Annotated in this window: 17 protein-coding genes; 13 read left to right on the top strand and 4 right to left on the bottom strand. The window is 71.9% G+C overall.

Translation table 11 applies throughout. The features are described from left to right. Nucleotides 1-164: 164 nt before the first annotated feature. From AB0G15_RS38485 to AB0G15_RS38440, 10 genes are all read left to right on the top strand, one after another. Nucleotides 165-968, top strand: a complete 804-nt coding sequence (locus AB0G15_RS38485) for an IclR family transcriptional regulator (RefSeq protein ID WP_362850085.1) — start codon at nucleotides 165-167, stop codon at nucleotides 966-968. Between the two features lie 86 nt (nucleotides 969-1,054). Beyond that, a complete protein-coding gene (locus AB0G15_RS38480; RefSeq protein WP_362850083.1) occupies nucleotides 1,055-2,512 on the top strand; it encodes an aldehyde dehydrogenase family protein in 1,458 nt (485 codons plus the stop codon). Nucleotides 2,513-2,557: 45 nt separating this feature from the next. Further along, on the top strand, nucleotides 2,558-3,727 hold the full coding sequence (locus AB0G15_RS38475; protein ID WP_362850080.1) for a glycine betaine/L-proline ABC transporter ATP-binding protein: 1,170 nt from the start codon (nucleotides 2,558-2,560) through the stop codon (nucleotides 3,725-3,727). After that, complete coding sequence (locus tag AB0G15_RS38470; RefSeq protein WP_362850078.1) at nucleotides 3,727-5,721, top strand: ABC transporter permease subunit; 1,995 nt, start codon at nucleotides 3,727-3,729, stop codon at nucleotides 5,719-5,721. Before AB0G15_RS38475 ends, AB0G15_RS38470 begins: the two co-directional genes overlap by 1 nt. Nucleotides 5,722-5,806: 85 nt before the next feature. Further along, complete coding sequence (locus AB0G15_RS38465) at nucleotides 5,807-6,802, top strand: ABC transporter substrate-binding protein (protein WP_362850075.1); 996 nt, start codon at nucleotides 5,807-5,809, stop codon at nucleotides 6,800-6,802. A gap of 621 nt (nucleotides 6,803-7,423) precedes the next feature. Beyond that, nucleotides 7,424-7,771, top strand: a complete 348-nt coding sequence (locus AB0G15_RS38460) for a hypothetical protein (RefSeq protein WP_362850072.1) — start codon at nucleotides 7,424-7,426, stop codon at nucleotides 7,769-7,771. A 267-nt stretch (nucleotides 7,772-8,038) separates the two neighbouring features. After that, nucleotides 8,039-10,465 (top strand): FAD-dependent oxidoreductase, encoded by a 2,427-nt coding sequence (locus AB0G15_RS38455; RefSeq protein WP_362850070.1) that lies wholly within the window; start codon nucleotides 8,039-8,041, stop codon nucleotides 10,463-10,465. Between the two features lie 102 nt (nucleotides 10,466-10,567). Further along, nucleotides 10,568-11,788 carry a sarcosine oxidase subunit beta family protein gene (locus tag AB0G15_RS38450; protein ID WP_362850068.1) on the top strand — a complete coding sequence of 407 codons (1,221 nt, stop codon included), beginning with the start codon at nucleotides 10,568-10,570 and terminating at the stop codon, nucleotides 11,786-11,788. Nucleotides 11,789-11,801: 13 nt separating this feature from the next. After that, nucleotides 11,802-12,080: a sarcosine oxidase subunit delta gene (locus AB0G15_RS38445; protein WP_362850066.1), complete on the top strand. Its 279-nt coding sequence runs from the start codon at nucleotides 11,802-11,804 to the stop codon at nucleotides 12,078-12,080. Between the two features lie 106 nt (nucleotides 12,081-12,186). Further along, complete coding sequence (locus AB0G15_RS38440) at nucleotides 12,187-15,891, top strand: sarcosine oxidase subunit gamma family protein (RefSeq protein WP_362850063.1); 3,705 nt, start codon at nucleotides 12,187-12,189, stop codon at nucleotides 15,889-15,891. Between the two features lie 24 nt (nucleotides 15,892-15,915). On the opposite strand, the gene AB0G15_RS38435 is transcribed toward AB0G15_RS38440, so the two are convergent. After that, nucleotides 15,916-16,257 (bottom strand): VOC family protein, encoded by a 342-nt coding sequence (locus AB0G15_RS38435; protein ID WP_362850061.1) that lies wholly within the window; start codon nucleotides 16,255-16,257, stop codon nucleotides 15,916-15,918. A 109-nt stretch (nucleotides 16,258-16,366) separates the two neighbouring features. After that, on the bottom strand, nucleotides 16,367-17,161 hold the full coding sequence (locus AB0G15_RS38430) for a trypsin-like serine protease (protein ID WP_362850058.1): 795 nt from the start codon (nucleotides 17,159-17,161) through the stop codon (nucleotides 16,367-16,369). A 238-nt stretch (nucleotides 17,162-17,399) separates the two neighbouring features. Between AB0G15_RS38430 and AB0G15_RS38425 the strand changes: the two genes are divergently transcribed. The 3 genes from AB0G15_RS38425 (at nucleotide 17,400) to AB0G15_RS38415 (ending at nucleotide 19,755) form a co-directional block, all read left to right on the top strand. Continuing rightward, nucleotides 17,400-17,885 carry a MarR family winged helix-turn-helix transcriptional regulator gene (locus tag AB0G15_RS38425; RefSeq protein ID WP_362850055.1) on the top strand — a complete coding sequence of 162 codons (486 nt, stop codon included), beginning with the start codon at nucleotides 17,400-17,402 and terminating at the stop codon, nucleotides 17,883-17,885. A 317-nt stretch (nucleotides 17,886-18,202) separates the two neighbouring features. Then, nucleotides 18,203-18,889: a nitroreductase gene (locus tag AB0G15_RS38420; protein ID WP_362850052.1), complete on the top strand. Its 687-nt coding sequence runs from the start codon at nucleotides 18,203-18,205 to the stop codon at nucleotides 18,887-18,889. Nucleotides 18,890-19,191: 302 nt separating this feature from the next. After that, nucleotides 19,192-19,755 (top strand): NADPH-dependent FMN reductase, encoded by a 564-nt coding sequence (locus AB0G15_RS38415; protein WP_362850049.1) that lies wholly within the window; start codon nucleotides 19,192-19,194, stop codon nucleotides 19,753-19,755. A gap of 216 nt (nucleotides 19,756-19,971) precedes the next feature. Here the strand turns inward: AB0G15_RS38415 and AB0G15_RS38410 are convergent, their stop codons facing one another. Continuing rightward, on the bottom strand, nucleotides 19,972-21,207 hold the full coding sequence (locus AB0G15_RS38410) for an MFS transporter (RefSeq protein ID WP_362850046.1): 1,236 nt from the start codon (nucleotides 21,205-21,207) through the stop codon (nucleotides 19,972-19,974). Nucleotides 21,208-21,252: 45 nt separating this feature from the next. Beyond that, nucleotides 21,253-21,828: a TetR family transcriptional regulator C-terminal domain-containing protein gene (locus AB0G15_RS38405; RefSeq protein WP_362850042.1), complete on the bottom strand. Its 576-nt coding sequence runs from the start codon at nucleotides 21,826-21,828 to the stop codon at nucleotides 21,253-21,255. Nucleotides 21,829-21,841 lie beyond the last annotated feature (13 nt).

Genomic DNA, 21,841 nt, shown 5'->3' with positions numbered 1-21,841 from the left:
CGGCGACCGGCCGGTCGCCGACGGGGCACGGCGGCGTCAGGGAGCGTCCGAGGTGCGACGGGGCACGGCGGCAGGGAGGTCCGGGAGGCGCGCCGGGGTACGGCGGCGGCGTCAAGGAGCGCCCGGGAGGCGGGCCTCGTGCGTGACCCGCCTAAAGTTGTGTCATGAGCAACGAGCTGGAGAGAGATGGCGCTGCGGTGCAGTCCGTCGACCGCGCGCTGTCCGTCCTGCGGCTGCTCGCCCGGCACGGCGACCTGGGCGTCAGCGAGATCGCCGCGGAGCTGGGGGTCCACCGCTCCACGGCGTTCCGCCTCGTCATGACGCTGGAGCTGCACGAGCTCGTCGAGCAGACCGCCGACCGGGGAAAGTACCGGCTGGGGGTGGGGATCGTCCGGCTCGCGGGCGCCGCGACCGTGCGGCTCGACGTCGTCCGCGAGAGCCGCGCCACCGGCGAGCGGCTCGCGGCGGCGGTCGGCGAGACCGTCAACGTGGCCATCCTCGACCGCGACGAGGCCCTGTACGTCGACCAGATGGCGGGCCCCTCGGCCCTGCAGGCCCACAACTGGGCGGGGCGGCGGGTGGCGCTGCACGCGACGTCCAACGGCAAGGTGCTGCTCGCCCACGCCCCGAGGGAGCGGTTCGAGCGGCTGGCGGCCGGTCCGCTGCTCCCGTTCACCGACCTGACCGTCACCGACGCCGGGCTGCTGCGCGAGGAGCTCGACACCGTCAGGAGGCGCGGGTACGCCACCGCCGCCGACGAGCTGGAGATCGGCCTGACCGCGGTGGCGGCGCCGATCTTCAACGTCGAGGGCACGGTCGTCGCCTCGATGAGCGTGTCCGGGCCGACCTTCCGGCTCCCGCCCGAGCGGCTCCCCACGGTGGCCGAGCAGGTGATGGCCGCGGCGGGTGAAGTCTCCTCACGATTGGGCTGGCACGCCAATGAGGACGGCAAAGCCTTGACTGCATGAACGAACAGGGTCGATTCTGTTCCTCGTTAAGCATTCCGATGCGTCATACGCAACGGATCATGCGGTAACCGGAAGGACGGCCGCTCGTGTCAGATCTCTACCTCGGTGGCACCTGGAGGGATCCCGTCGCGGGCGGCCACCGGGAGATCCGCTCACCGGCCGACGGCTCCCTCGTGGCGACCGTGTCGGAGGCCACCCGGGCCGACACCGAGATCGCGATCGCCGAGGCCCGCGCGGCGTTCGACGAGGGCACCTGGGCGTCCACCCCCGAGCGCGAGCGCGGCGCGCTGCTGCTGAGGGTGGCCGACCTGCTCGAACGGGACGTCAAGGACGTGGCCAGGGCCGAGTCGCTCGACACCGGCAAGCGGCTCGTCGAGAGCGAGTACGACGTCGCCGACGTGGTGGCCTGCCTGCGCTACTTCGGCGGCATCGCCGGGACCGACGCGGGCCGCGTGATCGACACCGGGCGCGACGACGCGATCAGCCGCGTCGTCCACGAGCCGGTCGGCGTCTGCGGCCTCATCACCCCGTGGAACTACCCGCTGCTGCAGGCCTCCTGGAAGGTCGCCCCCGCGCTGGTCGCGGGGAACACCTTCGTCCTGAAGCCCAGCGAGCTCACCCCCTCCACCGCGATCCTGCTCATGCGCCTGCTGGAGGAGGCCGGGCTGCCCCCGGGCGTCGGCAACCTCGTCCTCGGGGCGGGCGCCGAGGTCGGCGCCCCGCTGGCCGAGCACCCCGATGTGGACATGGTGTCGTTCACCGGCGGCCTGACGACCGGCCGTACGATCATGGCGGCGGCGGCGGCGACGGTGAAGCGGGTCGCGCTGGAACTCGGCGGCAAGAACCCCAACATCGTCTTCGCCGACGCCGACGTCGAGACCGCCCTCGACTTCGCCCTCACCGCCGTGTTCCTCCACTCCGGGCAGGTCTGCTCGGCCGGCGCCCGCCTGCTGGTCGAGGACTCCCTGCACGACGCCTTCGTCGACGAGCTCGTCCGCCGCGCCGCCCGCATCCGCCTCGGCGGCCCCTTCGACCCCGAGGCCGAGACCGGCCCGCTCATCTCCGCCGCGCACCTGGCCAGGGTCGAGGCGTACGTCGCGTCCGGTGTCGCGGAGGGCGCGGTGCTGCGCTGCGGCGGGGAGAGACTCCCCGGCGCGGGCCACTTCTACCCGCCGACCGTCATCGACGAGTGCCACCGGGGCATGCGGGTGGTCCGCGAGGAGTCCTTCGGCCCCGTGCTCACCGTCGAGCGCTTCGGCGACGAGGACGAGGCGGTCCGCCTCGGCAACGACACCGACTACGGCCTGGCCGGGGCGGTGTGGACGCAGGACGCGGGGAAGGCCCAGCGGGTCGCCGGGCGGCTGCGGCACGGCACCGTGTGGATCAACGACTACCACCCCTACGTCCCGCAGGCGGAGTGGGGCGGTTTCAAGCAGTCGGGCATCGGCCGCGAGCTGGGCCCGGCCGGCCTGGCCGAGTACCGGGAGACCAAGCACGTGTGGCAGAACGTCCGCCCCCGCCCGCAGCGGTGGTTCCGCAACTGACGGACGACCCCCCGTCCCCAGACGACCCGTGAGGTGGTCATGACCATGACATCACCGGCGCAGCAGGCGCGGCCCGGAGCCGCCGCGCGGAACGAGGACCGGGCCGTCCTCGACGTGCGAGGTCTCTGGAAGGTCTTCGGCCCGCGCCCCGACCGGGTCGTCGGGACCTCGCTCGCGGAGCTCTCGCGGAGCGAGCTGAGGGCGAGGACGGGCTGCGTGACCGCCGTCCGCGACGTCTCCTTCACCGTGCGGCCCCAGGAGGTCTTCGTCGTCATGGGCCTGTCCGGCTCCGGCAAGTCCACCCTCGTACGCTGCCTGACGCGGCTCGTCGAGCCGACGGCCGGAGAGGTCCTGTTCGACGGCGAGGACATCCGCAAGGCGGGCGACAGGCAGCTGCGCGAGCTGCGCCGGCACCGCTTCGCCATGGTCTTCCAGAACTTCGGGCTGCTGCCGCACCGGCGGGTCCTGGACAACGTGGCCTACGGGCTGGAGATCCGCGGCATGCGGAAGGAGGCCCGCTACGAGCGGGCCGGGGAGATGATCGAGCTCGTCGGCCTCTCCGGTTCGGAGAACTCCTACCCCGACCAGCTGTCCGGCGGCATGCAGCAGCGCGTCGGGCTGGCCAGGGCCCTCGCGGTGGACCCCGACGTGCTCTTCTTCGACGAGCCCTTCTCCGCGCTCGACCCGCTGATCAGGCGGGACATGCAGAACGAGGTCATCCGCCTGCACCGCGAGGTCGGCAAGACGATGATCTTCATCACGCACGACCTGAGCGAGGCGCTGAAGCTCGGCGACCGCATCCTCATCATGCGCGACGGCGAGCTCGTCCAGATGGGCACCCCGGACGAGGTCGTCGGGGCTCCGGTGGACGACTACGTGCGCGAGTTCGTCAGCGACGTGCCCCGCGCGAACGTGCTCACCACCCGCTGGATCATGCGCCCGCCCCGGCCCGACGAACCGCTGGACGGTCCCGAGGCCGGGCCGGACGTCGTCGTCCGCGACGTCGTGCACACGGTCCTGCGCGCGACGCGCCCGGTCAAGGTCGTCGAGGGCGGCGAGCTGCTGGGGGTCGTCACCGCGGAGGAGGTCCTCGGCGTGCTCGCCGAGCCGTCTTCGGATGCGACTTCCGGTGAGCCTTCTTCGGACAGGACTTCCGGCAAGCCCGGCAAGCCCGGTGAGCCCGCCGGGTCCGGCAGGTCCGGGGAGCAGGGGTGATGGCCACCCAGGCCACCCCGGCCGGTGGCCTGCGGCGCCTGCCCGCCTGGCCCCGCCGCTACCTGCTCGCCGCCGTCGTGGCGGCATGGGTGCTGATCTGGGTGTTCGTCCAGGGCCGCGACACCTTCCAGCTCGGCGGCGCGGAACTCACCCCGCTGCACGTACGGATCAACGAGGCCAGTGAGGTCATCGACAACAGCAGGAACGAGAACCCCTTCTTCCTGTACTTCGTCAACTACATCCGGCTCTTCCTCGACGAGTCCGTCACCTTCGTCCAGGCGCTGATCAGCCAGCCGTCCTTCGGGAGGCCGCTGCCGGTCGTCGGCTGGCTGGGCGTGGTCGCCGTCGCCACGGCGGTCGCGCTGCTGTGGGGCAACCTGCGGGTCGCCCTGCTGACCGCGGCCGGTTTCGCCTCCTTCGGCCTGCTGGGACTGTGGCAGGAGAGCATGGACACCCTCGCCCTCACCCTGGCCGCCGTCGTGCTCTCGCTGCTGATCGGCATCCCGCTCGGCGTCTGGGCCGGGGTGAACGACCGGTTCAACCGCCTGGTCACCCCGCTGCTCGACTTCATGCAGACGATGCCGACGTTCGTCTACCTCGCGCCGCTCACCCTGTTCTTCCTCATCGGCCCCGCGAGCGCCACCGTGGCGACCGTCATCTACGCCGTCCCGCCCGCGATCCGCATCACCGCGCACGGCATCCGCGAGGTGCGGCCCGCGATCCTGGAGGCGAGCATCTCCCTCGGCTCGACCGCCTGGCAGTCGCTGAGGAAGGTACGGCTCCCGCTGGCCAAGCGGACCATCATCGTCGGCGTCAACCAGACCATCATGGCCGCATTGTGCATGGTCACCATCGCCGCGCTGATCGACGCCCCCGGCCTGGGCAAGACCGTCGTCAAGGCGCTGGAGACCCTCGACGTCGGCAGCGCCTTCAACGCGGGCCTGGCCATCGTCGTGATGGCCATCGTGCTCGACCGGGTCACCTCCGCCGCGGGGCGCCGCGTCGAGGCCCGGCACCGGGCCGGTCGCTCGCGCGGACCCGGCCGCCGCCGCGCGGAGATCGGCACGGTCCTGGCGGTCACCGGCGTGCTGGTCTACCTCTCCCATGTCTACGTGTGGGCCGCGGAGTTCCCGAACGAGGCGAACCTGGGGCGATACGTCCGCCAGGGGGTCGACGCGGCCACCCTGTGGGCGCAGGACAACCTCGCCGTCTACACCGGAGCGTTCAGGAACGCCGTCTCCTACGGCCTGCTCAACCCGTTCGAGGCGCTGCTCACCGGCTCGCCGTGGTGGCTGGTCGGCGCCGTGCTCGTCGCGTTCGCCGCGATCCTGGCGAACGTCAGGGTCGTGCTCGTCACCGCGGTCTGCGTCGCCCTGCTCGTCGCGCTCGGCCTGTGGCAGGACAGCATGGTGACGCTGGCCTCGACGCTGGTGGCCACCGTCCTGGTGATGATCCTCGGGGTGGTGCTCGGCGTCTGGATGGGGCGCAGCGACCGTGTCGACCAGCTGGTGCGGCCCGTCCTGGACGCCGGGCAGACCATGCCGCCGTTCGTCTACCTGGTGCCGATCCTGGGCCTGTTCGGCGCCACCCGGATCACCGCGATCATCGCCGCGGTCGTCTACGCGGCCCCGGTGGCGGTCAAGCTCACCGCGGACGGCATCCGCGGCGTGGCGCCGAGCGCGGTGGAGGCCGCCACGGCCGCCGGTTCCAGCACCTGGCAGCTCATCACCAAGGTGCAGCTGCCGATGGCGCGCAGCGCGCTCACCCTCGCGGCGAGCCAGGGACTCATCTACGTGCTCGCCATGGTCGTCGTCGGCGGCCTGGTCGGCGCGGGCGCGCTCGGCTACGACGTGGTGGCCGGCTTCTCCCAGCTGCAGCTGCGGGGCAAGGGGCTCGCCGCGGGCGTGGCGATCGTCGTACTCGGGATCATGCTGGAGCGCATCACCCGGACGGCGGCGCGGCGGGCCGACGCCGAGACGCACGGCGCCCGGTGAAAGGCAGGGCGAGGCGGGGAGCAGCGGGGAGACGGACCGAGAAAACGGGCGGAACCGAACACGACACCCAATACAGGAGGACCTGGTGACAGTTTCGAGGATCGGGCGACCGCGGGCGGTGGCGCTCCTGGTCGCGACCGGCCTCCTCGTCTCCGCGTGCGGCGGGGCGAAGGTCGGCGAGAGCGACGGCGGGGCCGCTCCGGCGGCCTCCGGCGCGGACGGCAAGAAGGCCTGCGGCGCGGTCAACATCGCCATCAACCCGTGGGTCGGGTACGAGGCGACCGCGGCGGTCATCGCCCACGTGGCCGAGAAGGACCTCGGCTGCTCGGTCACGAAGAAGGACCTCAAGGAGGAGGTCGCCTGGCAGGGCTTCGCCACCGGCGAGGTCGACGCCATCGTGGAGAACTGGGCCCACGACGACCTGAAGAAGAAGTACATCGAGGACCAGAAGGTCGCCGTCTCGGCGGGCCCGACGGGCAACAAGGGCGTCATCGGCTGGTACGTGCCGCCGTGGATGGCCGAGAAGTACCCCGACATCACCGACTGGAAGAACCTCAACAAGTACGCCCATCTGTTCAAGACCTCCGAATCGGGGGGCAAGGGGCAGCTGCTCGACGGCGACCCGTCCTTCGTGACCAACGACGCGGCCCTGGTGAAGAACCTGAAGCTGGACTACAAGGTCGTCTACGCGGGCAGCGAGGCGGCGCTCATCACCGGCTTCAGGCAGGCGGAGAAGCAGAAGACCCCGATGCTCGGCTACTTCTACGAGCCGCAGTGGTTCCTGTCGGAGGTCAAACTCGTCAAGGTCAAGTTGCCCGAGTACACCGAGGGTTGCGACGCCGACGCCGAGAAGGTGGCCTGCGACTACCCGCTCTACGACCTCGACAAGATCGTGAGCAAGAAGTTCGCCGACTCCGGCAGCCCGGCGTACGACCTGGTCAAGAACTTCACCTGGACGAACGAGGACCAGAACCTCGTGGCCAAGTACATCTCCGAGGACAAGATGACGGCCGAGGAGGCCGCGGAGAAGTGGGTCGGCGACAACCCCGACAAGGTGAAGGCCTGGCTCCCCACCTCCTGAGCGCCCGCCCGGGAGTCAGGGGGGCGCGGGTTCGGATCCTGCCGTCCCGGCGAGGGTGCCACCCGGAAGGGAGGCACCCTCGCTTCGGTTCCGGATGACCGGCCGGGTGACCACGAACCCCGTCACGTGAGGATCCGGTCCGTCGTCTCCGTCTCCCGTGACGAGACGATGTGTTTCATCTGGCACTCCAGCCGCAGCTGACGGCAGCCGCAGTCCTGCCGGTGGTCGCACATCCTTGTCGCCACCTGGCACGGCAAACGCGAAGATCGGACACTGACGAACCGGGTCGTCCGTCGCGACGTGTCATGGCATCGTATGGACATGAGCGCGGACCCCCGTCGGTTCTCCGATCGCGGCGACCCCGGACAGTACCTGCGTACGACCCGGGTCCTGGTGCGCTGCCCGCGCTGTGCGGATTGCGCTGTGGTCAGTGGCGGTCGTGTGACCTGCCTGTCCTGTGGATACGCCAAAAAGGCGCCTGGAGGCGGCTGGTCGGGCCGGATCGCGGTTCATGCCGGCGGACGATGTGGCGGCTGCGGTCGTGACGTCCACCGCCGCGGCTCACGCTCAGGTGGCCCGCCACCGTCGTCGATGCCGGTGAGATGTCCCGGCTGCCGGAGGGTGACCAGCCTCCCCTCGCGCTGGTGGCCCGAGGGCCGGTCGGACGCGACCTGCTACGCCGGACTCGATCTGTGGCTGCAGACGCCATGCGGAAATCACGTGCTGTGGGCCTATGACGCCGAGCATCTGGATTTTCTGGAGCGATATGTCCGCGCATTCATCCGTGAGCGGGAACCCAACCGCAACGCAAGCCTGGCCAGCCGGCTTCCGGCGTGGGTGAAGGACGCCAAGAACCGCGACCTGGTTCTTGCCCGCTGCGCCACCCTCCGTGCCCGCCTGCCCAAGGCATCCCGCTACACGTCGGACACCGGTCGGCGTCGGGTCACCGACGGTGACCTCATGCGTTGAACCATCCCGTCCATGACGAGCGTGGCCGTAAATTCCGATCATGTCTCTTGAGTGGCTTGTCGCCGGTAACGGCTGATCCGGGCCCGGGCCTGGTGGCGCCGCCGACAGCAGGGCCGGCCCGGCCCGTCTGCCAGGCACGGTGGACTGACCACCGGCCGGTCCCCCCGCGAACGGCCGTCGGCCCGTCCTTGACAGTGTTGTCTACGGGAGGACAATCTGTTGCGGGAAGCGCACTCTGTTTCGGACTGCGCAACGACGGAGGTGGGTATGACGGGCCGGCGCGTCGTCGTCATCGGAGCCGGGGTCGTCGGGGCGGCCCTCGCGGACGAGCTCTCGGCCAGGGGCTGGGACGACATCACCGTCGTCGACCAGGGCGCCGTGCCCGCCACCGGGGGGTCGTCCTCCCACGCGCCGGGGCTGGTGTTCCAGACCAACCCGTCCAAGACCATGGCGGAGCTGGCCCGCTACACCGTCGAGAAGCTCGTCGGCCTCGGCTGCTTCCTCCAGGTGGGCGGGCTGGAGGTGGCCACCACGCCCGAGCGGCTCGCCGAGCTGCACCGCCGCCACGGCTGGGCGACCTCCTGGGGGATCGAGGCGCGCCTGCTCACCCCCGACGAATGCGTGGAGCGCCACTCCCTGCTCGATCGGGACAGGGTGCTCGGAGGACTGTTCGTCCCCACCGACGGCCTGGCGAAGGCCGTGCGCGCCGTCGAGGTCCAGCTGGCGCGCGCCCGGGAACGGGGCGTCCGCGTCCTCGACCGGCACGAGGTGCTGGACATCCGCGTCGAGGACGACCGGGTCGCGGCCGTCGTCACCGACCGGGGCGAGATCCCCGCCGACCTCGTGGTCTGCTGCGCCGGGATCTGGGGCCCCAAGATCGCGGCCATGGTCGGCATGGCACTGCCGCTCACCCCCCTCGCCCACCAGCTCGCCTGGACCGGCCCGGTCCCCGCGCTCGCCGGGCAGGCCGAGGAGGCCGTCCGGCCGATCCTGCGCCACCAGGACGCCGACCTGTACTACCGGGAGCGGTTCGACCGGCTCGGCGTCGGCTACTACGGCCACCGCCCGATGCCGATCACCGCCGAGGAGATCCTCCCGATCGCCGACGCCGAGGTCATGCCGTCGGTGCTGCCGTTCACCGACGAGGACTTCGCCCCCGCCTGGGCCGAGACCAGGGCACTGCTGCCCGCCGCCGGGGAGGCCGGGCTCGAACCGGGGATCAACGGCCTGTTCTCCTTCACCACCGACAACATGCCGCTGCTCGGGCCGTCGCGCGACGTGCGGGGCTTCTGGGTGGCAGAGGCCGTGTGGGTCACCCACTCGGCGGGGGTGGGCCGCGCCATGGCCGAGTGGCTGGCCGACGGCCACTGCTCGTCCTTCGACCTGCACGAGTGCGACGTCAACCGGTTCGAGGCCCACCAGCTGGCCCCCGAGTACGTCCGCACCCGCGACTGCCAGAACTTCGCCGAGGTCTACGACATCATCCACCCGCTCCAACCGGCGGAGAACCTGCGCCCGCTGCGCACCAGCCCCTTCCACGCCCGCCAGCGCGAGCTGGACGCGTACTTCCTGGAGGCCAACGGCTGGGAGCGCCCCCAGTGGTACGGCGCCAACGCGCCCCTGCTCGACGGCCGCGACATCCCCCGTCCCAACGACTGGGCCGCCCGCCACTGGTCGCCGATCGTCGGCGCCGAGGCCCAGGTCTCGCGCGAGGCCGTCGCCCTGTACGACATGAGCGCGCTCAAGCGGATCGAGGTCGCGGGCCGCGGGGCCGCCGCCTTCCTCCAGCGGGTCTCCACCGGAGACGTCGACAAGTCCGTCGGCTCGGTCACGTACTGCCTGCTGCTCGGCCACGACGGCGGCATCCGCAGCGACATCACCGTGGCCCGGCTGGGCCGCGACCTGTTCCAGGTCGGCGCCAACGGCAACCTCGACCTCGACTGGCTGCACCGCCACCTGCCCGCCGACGGGTCGGTCACCGTCACCGACATCACGCCGGGAACCTGCTGCGTCGGCGTCTGGGGCCCCCGGGCCCGCGAGGTCGTGGCCCCGCTCGCCGGTCCCGGCTTCGGTCCCGGCGGTTTCCGCTACTTCCGCGGCGCCCGCGCGTACGTCGGCACCGTGCCCGTCACCGCGCTGCGGCTCTCCTACGTCGGGGAGCTGGGCTGGGAGCTCTACACGACGGCCGACATGGGCGCGAAGCTGTGGGACACCCTCTGGGAGGCGGGGCAGGAGCACGGGATCATCGCGGGGGGCCGCGGCGCCTTCAACAGCCTGCGGCTGGAGAAGGGCTACCGGTCCTTCGGCACCGACATGACCTACGAGCACGACCCGTACGAGGCCGGGCTCGGTTTCGCCGTGCGCAAGGCGGACAGGGGCGACTTCATCGGCCGCGCGGCCCTGGCCGAGCGCGGCGCGGCCCTCCGGCGCAGGCTGACCTGCCTCACCGTCGACGACCCCGCCGCCGTGGTCATGGGCAAGGAGCCGGTGTACGACGGCGCGTCACCCGTCGGATACGTCACCAGCGCCGCCTACGGCTACACGATAGGCAAGGGCATCGCCTACGCCTGGCTGCCCGCCGAGCTGTCCGTGCCGGGCAGGGAACTGCGCATCGGCTACTTCGACCGGCGGGTGGCCGCCGTCGTCGCCGAGGAGCCGCTGTACGACCCGGCGATGGAGCGCCTGCGTGGCTAGCGGGCCGCAGGGACGGAAGGAGACGCCGATGCGCCCCGTGATGCCGGGACCCGCGACGGTCGCGACCCCGGAGTTCGCCGGCGGGACCGAGAGGGGACGACGATGAACACCGAGGAGCTGCCCGAGCACCCCGACCGGCTGTGGAGCAGCCCCGAGCCGAAGGCCTCCTACGACGTGGTGATCGTCGGCGGCGGGGGCCACGGCCTGGCCACCGCCTACTACCTGGCCAAGAACCACGGGATCACCGACGTGGCCGTGCTGGAGAAGGGCTGGCTGGCGGGCGGCAACATGGCCCGCAACACCACCATCATCCGGTCCAACTACCTCCTGGACGAGAGCGCGGGCATCTACGAGCACTCGCTCAAGCTGTGGGAGGGCCTGGAGGAGGACCTCGGCTACCCGATCCTGTTCAGCCAGCGCGGCGTGCTCAACCTCGCGCACAGCCCGCAGGACGTCAGGGAGAGCGTCCGCCGGGTCAACGCCAACCGCCTCAACGGCGTCGACGCCGAATGGCTCGGCCCCGAGGAGGTGAGGGAGGTCTGCCCGATCGTCGACGTCTCGCCCGACGCCCGCTACCCCGTCCTCGGCGCCACCTACCAGCCGCGCGCGGGAATCGCCAAGCACGACTACGTGGCCTGGGGATTCGCCCGCGCCGCCGCGGCGATGGGCGTCGACCTGATCGAGCACTGCGAGGTCACCGGCATCGACGTCGCGGACGGGCGGGTGCAGGCCGTACGCACCACCAGGGGCCGCATCGCCGCGTGCAGGGTCGCGATGTGCGCGGCCGGGCACTCCTCGGTCGTCGGCCGGATGGCGGGGGTGGAGCTGCCGGTGCAGAGCCATCCGCTGCAGGCCCTGGTCTCGGAGCTGCTGGAGCCCGTACACCCCACGGTGGTCATGTCCAACGCGGTGCACGTCTACGTCAGCCAGGCCCACAAGGGCGAGCTGGTCATGGGGGCTGGCATCGACGCGTACAACTCCTACCGGCAGCGCGGCGCGTTCCACATCATCGAGCGGCAGATGGCGGCGGCGCTGGAGCTGTTCCCGGTCTTCGCGCGGGCCCACGTGCTGCGTACCTGGGGCGGGGTGGTCGACGTCACCCCCGACGCCTCGCCCGTCGTCGGGCTCACCCCCGTCGACCGTCTGTACGTCAACTGCGGCTGGGGGACCGGCGGCTTCAAGGCCACCCCGGGCGTCGGGTGGTGCTACGCGCACACGATCGCCCACGGCGAGCCGCATCCCCTCAACGCCGCCTTCACCCTCGAACGATTCACCACCGGCGCGCTCGTGGACGAGCACGGCGCCGCCGCGGTGGCCCACTGAAGGAGCCCGACCGATGCTGCTGATCCCCTGTCCGTGGTGCGGTCCACGGGACGAGGCCGAGTTCCACCACGGCGGGCAGGCCCACGTCGCCTACCCCGGCGACCCCGCCGCGCTCTCCGACGAGGAGTGGGCCCGGTACCTGTTCTTCCGCGACAACCCGAAGGGGCCGTTCGCCGAGCGCTGGCAGCACGCGGCCGGATGCCGCCGCTGGTTCAACGCGGTCCGCGACACCGCCACCAACGAGTTCCACGCCGTGTACCGCGTGGGCGAGCCAGGGCCGGTGGGCGCGTGAACCGCCGGGCGACCGGCGCGGCGGACCACCCGCCGCTCCCGGGCGAGGCGAACGTCCGGGCCACCGGCGCGGGTGTTCCGGCCGCCGGTGAGGGAACGGTGCGCCGGTGAGCGGGCAGCCGTTCCGCCGGGCGGGCCGTCGCGGGCAGGTGCTGCCTTTCCGGTTCGACGGCCGCGACTACGAGGGGTACCGGGGCGACACGCTCGCCGCCGCGCTGCTCGCCAACGGTGTCCGCACGGTCGCGACGAGCGTCGTGCTGGGCCGCCCCCGCGGGATCTTCGCCGCCTGGACCGAGGAGCCCAACGCCGTCGTCCAGATCGAGCACCCCTTCCCCGAGCCGATGCTCCAGGCCACCGTCGTCGAGCTGTACGCGGGGCTGGTGGCCACCGGCCTGCCGGGCAGGGGCAGGCTCGCCGCCGGGCTCGACCCGGCGCGCTACGACGGCGTGTACGCGCACTGCGACGTCCTGGTGGTCGGCGCGGGCCCGGCGGGCCTGGCGGCGGCGACCGCGGCGGCCGGGTCGGGCGCCCGGGTGATCCTCGCCGACGACCGGCCCTCGCCCGGCGGCAGCCTGCCCGACACCGGCGAGAGCGTCGGCGGCGTCCCGGGCACGGCGTGGGCCGCCACCGCGCTGGCCGCGCTGGAGAGCCACCCGGAGACGCGGGTGCTCACCCGTACCAGCGTGTTCGGCCACTACGACGACAACTACCTGGTCGCCGTGGAGCGCAGGGGAGAGGACGCCTCCTCCCGCGAGCGTGTCTGGCGCATCCGGGCCCGCCGCGTCGTCCTCGCCACGGGCGCGCACGAGCGCTCGATCGCCTTCGCGGGCAACGACCTGCCGGGCGTCATGCTCGCCGGATCGGCACGCGCGTACGTGAACCGGTACGGGGTCCTGCCCGGCCGTCGCGCGGTGGTGTTCACCACCGGGGACGGCGCCTACGCCGCGGCCCGCGACCTGGCCGCCGCGGGCGTCGAGATCGCCGCCGTCGTGGACACGCGCGCCGCCGGTGACCCGGGCGGTACGGGTGGACTGGACGGTACGGGTGGCCTGGGTGACGCCGAGGTGCTCTCCGGGCACTTCGTCACCCGCGCGAACGGCGAGCACGGCGTCATCTCCGTGACCGTCTCGGAGAGGCCCGTCGCGGGCGGCGGGCCTTCCGGGGTGATCGGTTCCGGGGCGGTTCCCTCCGGCGGGCGGGAGATCGAGGCCGATCTGCTGCTCGTCTCGGGCGGCTGGAACCCCGCCGTTCACCTGTTCAGCCAGGCCGGGGGGACGCTCCGCTACGACGAGGTGCTCGGCTCCTTCGTCCCCGGGAGCACCCGCCAGGCCGTCGAGGTCGCCGGGGCCGCCCGAGGGCTCCGTACCCTGGCCGCCTGCCTGGAGGACGGCGCCGCCGCCGGGACGCGGGCCGTCGAGGCGGCCGGTCTCCGGGCCCCTTCCACCTCCGGCGCGTCCGTCAGGAAAGCGGGGGAGGCCCCGCGGGCGGGGGAGACGTCACCGGGCGCGGAAACTCCGCGGGCAGGGCAGGCGTCCCCGGACACGGAGATCCCGCAGGCCGGGGAAGCGCGGGAGCCGGAAGCGGTCTCGGGCGACGGAGAGCCTTCCGGGACCACCCCCGCCGGGCACGTGTGGCTCGTTCCCGCCGACGACTACCGGACCCACTTCGTCGACCTGCAGCGCGACGTCACCGTCGCCGACGTGATGCGCGCCACCGGGGCCGGGCTCCGCTCGGTCGAGCACGTCAAGCGCTACACCACCGCCGGGACCGGGCTCGACCAGGGCAAGACCTCCGGTGTGCTCACCGGCGGCGTCGTCGCCCACGCCCTCGGCGTGGACGTCTCGGAGCTCGGCACCACCACCTTCCGCGCGCCCTACGTTCCGGTCTCCTTCGCGACCCTCGCCGGGCGCGACAGGGGGGCGCTGCACGACCCCGTCCGGGTCACCGCGCTGCACGGGTGGCACGTGGCGTACGGAGCGCCTTTCGAGAACGTCGGCCAGTGGAAGCGGCCCTGGTACTACCCCCGCGAGGGCGAGGACATGGAGGCCGCCGTCCTGCGCGAGTGCCGGGCCGTGCGGGAGGCCGCCGGGGCCATGGACGCCTCCACGCTCGGCAAGATCGACATTCAGGGGCCGGACGCCGCGGAGCTGCTCGACCGGCTCTACACCAACATGATGAGCACCCTCAAGGTCGGCTCGATCCGCTACGGCGTGATGTGCCGCCCCGACGGCATGGTCTTCGACGACGGCACGGTGATCCGCCTGGCCGAGGACCGTTTCCTGGTGACCACCACCACCGGCAACGCCGCCGCCGTCCTCGACTGGATGGAGGAGTGGCTGCAGACCGAGTGGCCCTCGCTGCGGGTCTACTGCACCTCGGTCACCGAGCAGTGGGCGACGGTCGCGCTCGCCGGGCCGCGTTCCCGCGAGGTGCTGGCCGGACTCGCCCCCGGCCTGGCCGTGGACAACGCGAGCTTCCCGTTCATGACGTGGCGCGACACCCGGGTGGCGGGCCTCGACGCGCGGGTGTGCCGGATCAGCTTCTCCGGCGAGCTGGCGTACGAGATCAACGTCAGCGCCCGGGACGGGCTCGCCCTGTGGGAGGCCGTCCAGGCGACCGGCGCGGTCACCCCGTACGGGACCGAGACCATGCACGTGCTGCGGGCCGAGAAGGGCTACCCCATCGTGGGCCAGGACACCGACGGCACGGTCACCCCCGCAGACCTCGGCATGGAATGGGTGGTGTCCAAGAAGAAGGCCGACTTCCTCGGGAAACGCTCCTTCGCCCGCGCCGACACCGCCAGGCCCGACCGCAAGCACCTGGTCGGCCTGCTGCCGCTCGACCCGGACGTCCTGCTGCCCGAGGGCTCCCACCTGGTGGCCGCCGACCGGCTGCCCGAGCCGCCGGTCCCCACGCTCGGCCACGTCACCTCCAGCTACCGCAGCGCCGCGCTCGGCAGGACCTTCGCCCTCGCCCTCGTCAGCGGCGGGCGCGAACGCGTCGGCGAGCGGTTGTACGTACCCGTCGGAGGGGAACCGCTGCCCGTCACCGTCACCCACCACGTTCTCTACGACCCCGAGGGAGCGCGCCGCGACGGCCCACCGGCCGGGACGAGAACGGGCCCGGCGCACGGAACGGAACCGTCCGCGACGGGGCTCTCCGGGACGGCGGAGCTCTCCGGCGCAAAGCCGCGGGGAGCGCGGTCGCGGGGAGCGGAGCCGTCCGGGCGGCCGAGCCCACCGGCCCGGCTGGAACCGGTGTCGAGCCCGGGCCTCCGCATCGCGGAACTGCCCTTCCTCACCCAGGTCGGCCTGCGGGTGGAGCCCGGGAGCGACACAGCGGCCGACATCGCCCTCGCCCTCGGCGTACCGCTCCCCACCGAACCCGGCACCTTCGCGAGCACCGGCACCGGTGCGCCACCGTCAGGTACGGCCGCGGACGACACCCGGGTGCTGTGGCTCGGCCCCGACGAGTGGCTGGTCGTCGGGCCCGCGGGCGGCACCGGCCTGGAGGCCCGCCTGCGAGCCGCCGCCGGGACCGGTCACGCCGCCGTCACCGACGTCTCCGCCCAGCGCACCGTACTGCTCGTGACCGGCCCGAGGGCGCGCGACCTGCTCTCCCACGGCTGCGCCCTCGACCTGCACCCCCGCGCGTTCGGCCCCGGCCGCTGCGCACAGACCATGCTCGCCCGCGCCCAGGTCGTCATCGCCGCCCGCGAGGACGGCGGGTTCCACATCCTCGTACGCTCGTCCTTCGCAGATTACCTCGTGGCCTGGCTCCTCGACGCGGCGGGGGAGTACCTGGGCAGGTGAGGCGATCGCCCGGAGCCCGGGCGGTCACAGCGGGGCGCCGCCGAATCCGATCTCGTTCCCGTCGGGGTCGCGGTAGGTGACCTTGCGCACGCCGTTGGAGTAGGTCTCCCGCTTGGCGGGGTCGAGTCCCCGCTCGGCGACCTGCGCGACGAGCGCGTCGAGGTCGTCGACGAAGACCGTGTGCATGGCGTGGCCGGCGTGCTCGGGCAGCTGCTCGATGAACACGGACCGGTGTTCCGCGAGCTCCCACACGGCCTCGGTGTCGCTCGCGACGAACGTCGGCGGGGAGCCCAGCAGCCGTTCGTACCACTTCAGGGCCACCGTGTAGTCGGTGACCGGGATTCCCGCGTACAGGTCGAGGGCCATAGCGTGATCATATGGACTTCGTCCGGTTCCCGTGGTCTCACGGATCGGTCGGGGCGATCACCCGTTCGGGGGCGTGACGGGACGGGGAGCCGCCGGAGTGATCACCCGTTCAGGGAAGCGTGACGAACTTCTTGAGGAAGGACCTGGCCTGAGGGGTGTCCAGGCGATAGTCGTAGTTGGTCAGCCTGCACGCGTCGTCGTCCCCGCTGATGGTCGTGGCCACGAGCAGGTCCGAGGTGGGTCCTCCCAGGAAGTTCGGGCCGCCCGAGTCGCCGAAGCAGGTGCTGCCGTCGCCCTTGGAGGAGAGCGAGAGCTTGAGCCACCTGCGGGTGAGGTCCTTGAAGGATATGGACGTCTGGTGACGGGTGTCGGTGTAGGTCAGCCGCACCTTTTGTTTCCCCCTGGCGGAGACGTGCTTGTCCTTGGCCGAGGACTTGACCGAGACCATGGCGCCGTACCCGACCGGGGTGAATCGCGTTATTTTCAGGGCGTTGGCGGCTTCGAGACGGTCGAGCAGACCTTCGGCGGGCAGCCTGGCGGGCTTGATGTCCGGGACGGCCGTGTCGAAGACGACGACGGCCATGTCGTGAAGATCGGACTTGTCCTTGTACCGCGAATCGATGACGTAGCGGCCGGTGTAGATCTTGTCCCCGTGCCGGTAGCGGCTGGAGAAGGAGACCCGGGCGGTCTTCTGCCCCTTTTCCGCGCAGTGGGCGGCGGTGAGGAAGACGGTCGGCGAGATGAGGGTGCCGGTGCAGTAGGACCAGGTGCCGTCGTCGTTCGGCTTGTCGCCGATGACGGCTCCCACCTGCGGGTGAGCGGTCAGGTCGGGTGATCCGTTGGTGATGGCCCAGGCGGGGGAGGCGGGGAACGCGGCGGTCGCGGCGAGGGCAACAGGAATCATGACAAAGGGGATAAAACGCACGCAGGAACTGTAACCACCCGAGGGTTACATTTGATACAGAGCGCGGAAAGATCTACTCGCCTCTTGCCGAAGCCGCCGGGCGCGGCGTGCCACTGGGCCGGGGTGCGGTGCCATCGCGGGCCGCTGATCGAAGCGGCGGGGTGGGACTCGCCGCCGAGCCGTATTTAATCTCAAACGATACCGTTTCAAATGAAAAGGTGATCGGTAGCATGTCCTCATGACCACCGACGCTCCTCGCGGAACCACCGCCTCGCGTGCGACCGACCGCCCCGGGGACACCTCGCCCTTCGCTCTCGGTCTGCTGCTGCGCAAGGCGCACTGGCGCGTGGCCGCGGTGATGGCGGAGGCGCTTCGGCCGCTCGGCATCGAGTTGCGGCATTTCGCCGTGCTGATCGTGCTGATCGATCGCGGGTCCACGGTGCAGCGGGACCTGGCCGCGGCGACCGGGTCGGACAAGGCGGGCATCATGCGGATCGTGGACGACCTGGAGCGTAAGGGGCTGGCCGTGCGGAAGTCCGTTCCGGGGGACCGGCGGGCACGGGCGGTGGAGATCACACCTCAGGGCGTCGAGCTTTTCGACGCGGCCCACGTGGCGGCGGAGCCGCTGGTCGAGCGTCTGGTCGCCGAACTCGGGCCCGGCGAGCCCGAGCGGCTGAAGGATCTGCTGACCCGGCTGGCCTACCCCGTGGGGGGCGAGGAGTAGGCGCGCCGGTCGCCCGCCGCGCGAGCGCGTCTCGTCTCGCGCGGCTCTCGCGGAGGATCCGGCGCCGAGGGCCGCGACGATCGCCGCTGCGCGTCACCCCGGCGCGGGCGGGGGTGGTGGACGGCGGCCGTGTTCCGGTCGGCTCCCGTGCTCCGGTCGGCTCCCGTGTGAGCCTTCATCCTCACGATGTGAGTCGTCATCCTCACGATGCGCGAGGCTTGTATAGCTATTAAACGGTATCAAGTGATACTATCGCTAATAGTACCGTCGTTAACGCAACCAAACCGAGCGCGTTGGGCGGATGGGGGCAGATGATCATGGACGTCTATGAAGCGGCCAAAAGCCGGCGGGCGGTGCGCGCGTTCACCGACCGGCATGTCCCGAGGGAGGTGCTGGAGCGCGTGCTGTCCGCCGCGGCCTGGTCGCCGTCCGGATCGAACCTCCAGCCGTGGCACGCCTACGTGCTGACCGGCGAGCCGCTGGCCGAGCTCAAGAAACGCGCCGGTCGGCGCCTGGCCGCGGGTGATCCCTGGGACGAGAGGGAGTACGAGATGTACCCGCCCGTGCTGAAGTCCCCGTACCGCGAGCGCCGGTTCGCCTTCGGCGAGGAGCGCTACGGCGAACTCCACATCTCGCGTGAGGACTGGGAGGCGCGCCAGCGGGCCGCCGCCGCGAACTGGGACTGTTTCGGCGCGCCCGCCGCCCTGTTCTGCTACATCGACCGCGACCTGGGCCTGCCCCAGTGGGCCGACACGGGCATGTATCTGCAGACCGTCATGCTGCTGCTCCGTGCCGAAGGGCTGCACAGTTGCCCGCAGATGGCGTGGTCGGTGTATCGCCGGACCGTCGCGGAGGTCCTGTCGCCCCCCGACGGGCTCATCCTCTTCTGCGGCATGTCGATCGGGTTCGAGGACGCCACGGTGAGTTGCGCCCGTACGGGCCGGGCGCCCCTCGACGAGACGGTCACGTTCGTCGAGGCCTGGCCCACGGGAGAAGGATCATGAACACCGAACGGGTCGTCATCACCGGAGCCGCCAGAGCCACCGGAGGTGCCGGAGTCACTGGAGTCACCGGAGGCTTCGAAGCCGCCGGAGTCGCCGGAGTCGCCAGAGCCGCCAGAGCCGCCAGAGCCGCCGGAGGCTTCGGAGCAGCTCTCCCGGCCGGACGTCTCCGCGCGACGGAGACCCCGTCGTCGCCGCCGATGCCGGCGACGAGGCGCTGAAGGCACCTTTTCCGACCCCGATCTCATCACCGGCCGGACCGTCGACGTCGACGGCGGCACGTTCACGCCCTGAGAGGAAACGCAATGACCTACACCGTCGGCTACATCGTCGGGAGCCTGTCCCAGAAGTCGATCAACAGGACGCTCGCCCTGGCCCTGAGCCGTCTCGCGCCGCCGGAACTGCGTCTCACGGAGATCCCCATCGGCGAGCTGCCCCTCTACAGCCACGACCACGACCTGGACTACCCCGTCGTCGCCCAGGAGTTCAAGGACGCGATCAAAGCCTCCGACGCCCTCCTGTTCGTCACGCCGGAGTACAACCGGTCCATCCCGGGCGCGCTGAAGAACGCCATCGACTGGGCGACCCGGCCCTACGGATCCAACGCGCTGAACGGCAAGCCGGCCGCGATCATCGGAGCCTCGCCCGGCCCGATCTCCACCGCGGTCGCGCAGCAGCACCTCAAGAGCATCCTGTCCTTCACCAACTGCCCGGTGCTGGGGCAGCCCGAGGCCTACATCCGGTTCACCGAGGGACTGATCGACGACGAGGGCGACATCCAGGTGCCGTCCACCGCCGAATTCCTGACCGGGTACATGCGCGCCTTCACGGCGCACATCCGGCGCCACCACGACATCCCGGATCTGTAACCCCCTGGGAGTGAGCCTTCACCGTCACGGGGTGAGTGGATGCGCGCCGCCTGATTCCCGCGGGGGTGCGATGTTCAACGGCCCGGCTGCCCGAACCCGCCCCGGCCCGCGCGCGGTCCCGGAGCCCGGCCGGTGCCGGGATCGAGTCGCCGATCCCGGCGGGACGCGGGGCCAGGTCGGGCTGCGGGCCGGATCGGACGTGTCCCCAGCCCCTGCCTAGGCGGGGGTGCGGTTCACCAGGACACGGGCGAGGACGACCGTGACGACGCCGGCCAGGACGACGGAGAGCAGCCCGACGCGCAGGCCGGCGAGGTCGGCGACGAATCCGACGAGCAGCGGGGACAGCAGGAATCCTCCGCGCAGCAGCCAGCTGACAACGGTCAGGCCGGTGCCGGCCGGCAGTCCCGGCAGTTCGTCGGCGGTGTGCATGGCGGCGGGGACGAGGGTGGCGAAGCCGAGCCCGGCCAGGGCGAAACCGGCCAGCGCGGTCGCGACGGACGGCACGGCGAGAGCGGCGCCCATGCCGACCGCGGCCAGGGCTCCTTCGGCGCGGACCACGGTGCGCTGACCGAAGCGGTCCACGACGCGGTCACCGGTGAGGCGCCCCACGGTCATGGCGGCCTGGAAGGCCACGACGGCCAGACCGGCCGTGGCGGCGTCGGCGTACAGGTCACCGCTGAGGTAGATGGCGCCCCAGGACGCGCCGGCGTCCTCGACCAGCGCGCCGCAGGCGGCCAGCACCCCGAGCACGGCGAGCATCCGCACGGCCGGGCCGGCGAGCGAGCGGCGGCCTCCGCGGGCGGGCGAGGCCGCCTCGTGACCGTCGGCGGCGAGGTCCCGGGCTTCCGCGAGACGCTCGGCGTCTTCGGGGCCGGGCAGCAGGAACCGGTAGGCGACGACGGCGACGACGCCGAACAGCGTCGCGGAGACGGCCAGGTGAGGCGCGAGCGGGAGGTGGAGGCCGGCGGCGGCCGAGCCCATCAGTCCGCCCAGGACCGCGCCGACGCTCCACACGCCGTGCAGCGAATTGAGGATGGAGCGCCGGTAGATCCGCTGGACCCGCAGGCCGTGGGCGTTCTGCGCGACGTCGACCACCGCGTCGAGGGCGCCCACGACGAACAGCGCGCCGCCGAAGGCGATCCAGTTCGGCGTGACGGCGATGACCAGCGTCGCGACGGTGGTCGCGACGATCCCGAACGCCGCAACGCGCGCGGAGCGGAAGCGGCGGATGACGGCGCCGGCGAGCAGCCCGGCCAGCAGCGCGCCGATCGGGTATCCGGTCAGCGCGATGCCGAAGACGGCGTTGCCGACACCGAGGTCGGCCTTGATCTGCGGGTAGCGCGGGACGACGTTGAAGAAGACGGCGCCGTTGGTGAGGAACAGCGCCGCGACGGCGGTACGGGCGAGGCGCGCCTGCCGGGTGGGCGCGGCGAGAGGGGCGGCAGCGGGCATCGGCTTTCCGATCACATTTCCATGGGTGCGGGCCAGGGGAGAGGGTCAGCGCAGGTACCGGTGGACGGCATGGCGGACCTGCTCGGGCGTCATCGGGTCGGTCGACAGGACGCCGTGCAGCACGAGCCCCTCGATGAGCGCGTCCAGTTCCCTGGCGGTCGTGGCGTCGAAGTGACGCTCCAGCGCCTGACGGCTGCGTGCCATCCAGGCCTGGGTGACGGCCCTCAAGGCCGGGTTGCGCGCCGCGGCCACGTACAGCTCCATGGTGAGGACGAGGTCGTGCTGTGAGCCGAGCAGGTCGTCCGACACCAGCGTGATGACGGCCTCGACCGCCGCCGCCCGGTCCGGGGCGGCGCCCAGGCGCTCGTCGAAGACGCGGGCCACCGCGCCGGCGTGCCGGGTGAACGCCTCAAAGAGCACCTCCTCCAGCGACGTGAAGTGGTAGGTCATCGAGCCCAGCGGCACGTCCGCCACCCGGGCGATCTCCCGGTGCGTCGTCCCGGCGACACCTCGTTCGGTGATGACGGTGAGCGCGGCGTCGATCAGCCGGTCCCTCCGCCCGGGGTCGTGCCGCCGAGGCCGCCGCGGAACGGGCGATCGCGCGGGAGCGGGGCCGCTCACGCCGTGCCCGGCC

It is taken from the genome of Streptosporangium sp. NPDC023825 (assembly GCF_040639575.1).
GTDB lineage: Bacteria > Actinomycetota > Actinomycetes > Streptosporangiales > Streptosporangiaceae > Streptosporangium.
This window is presented reverse-complemented; position numbering and strand designations above follow the sequence as displayed.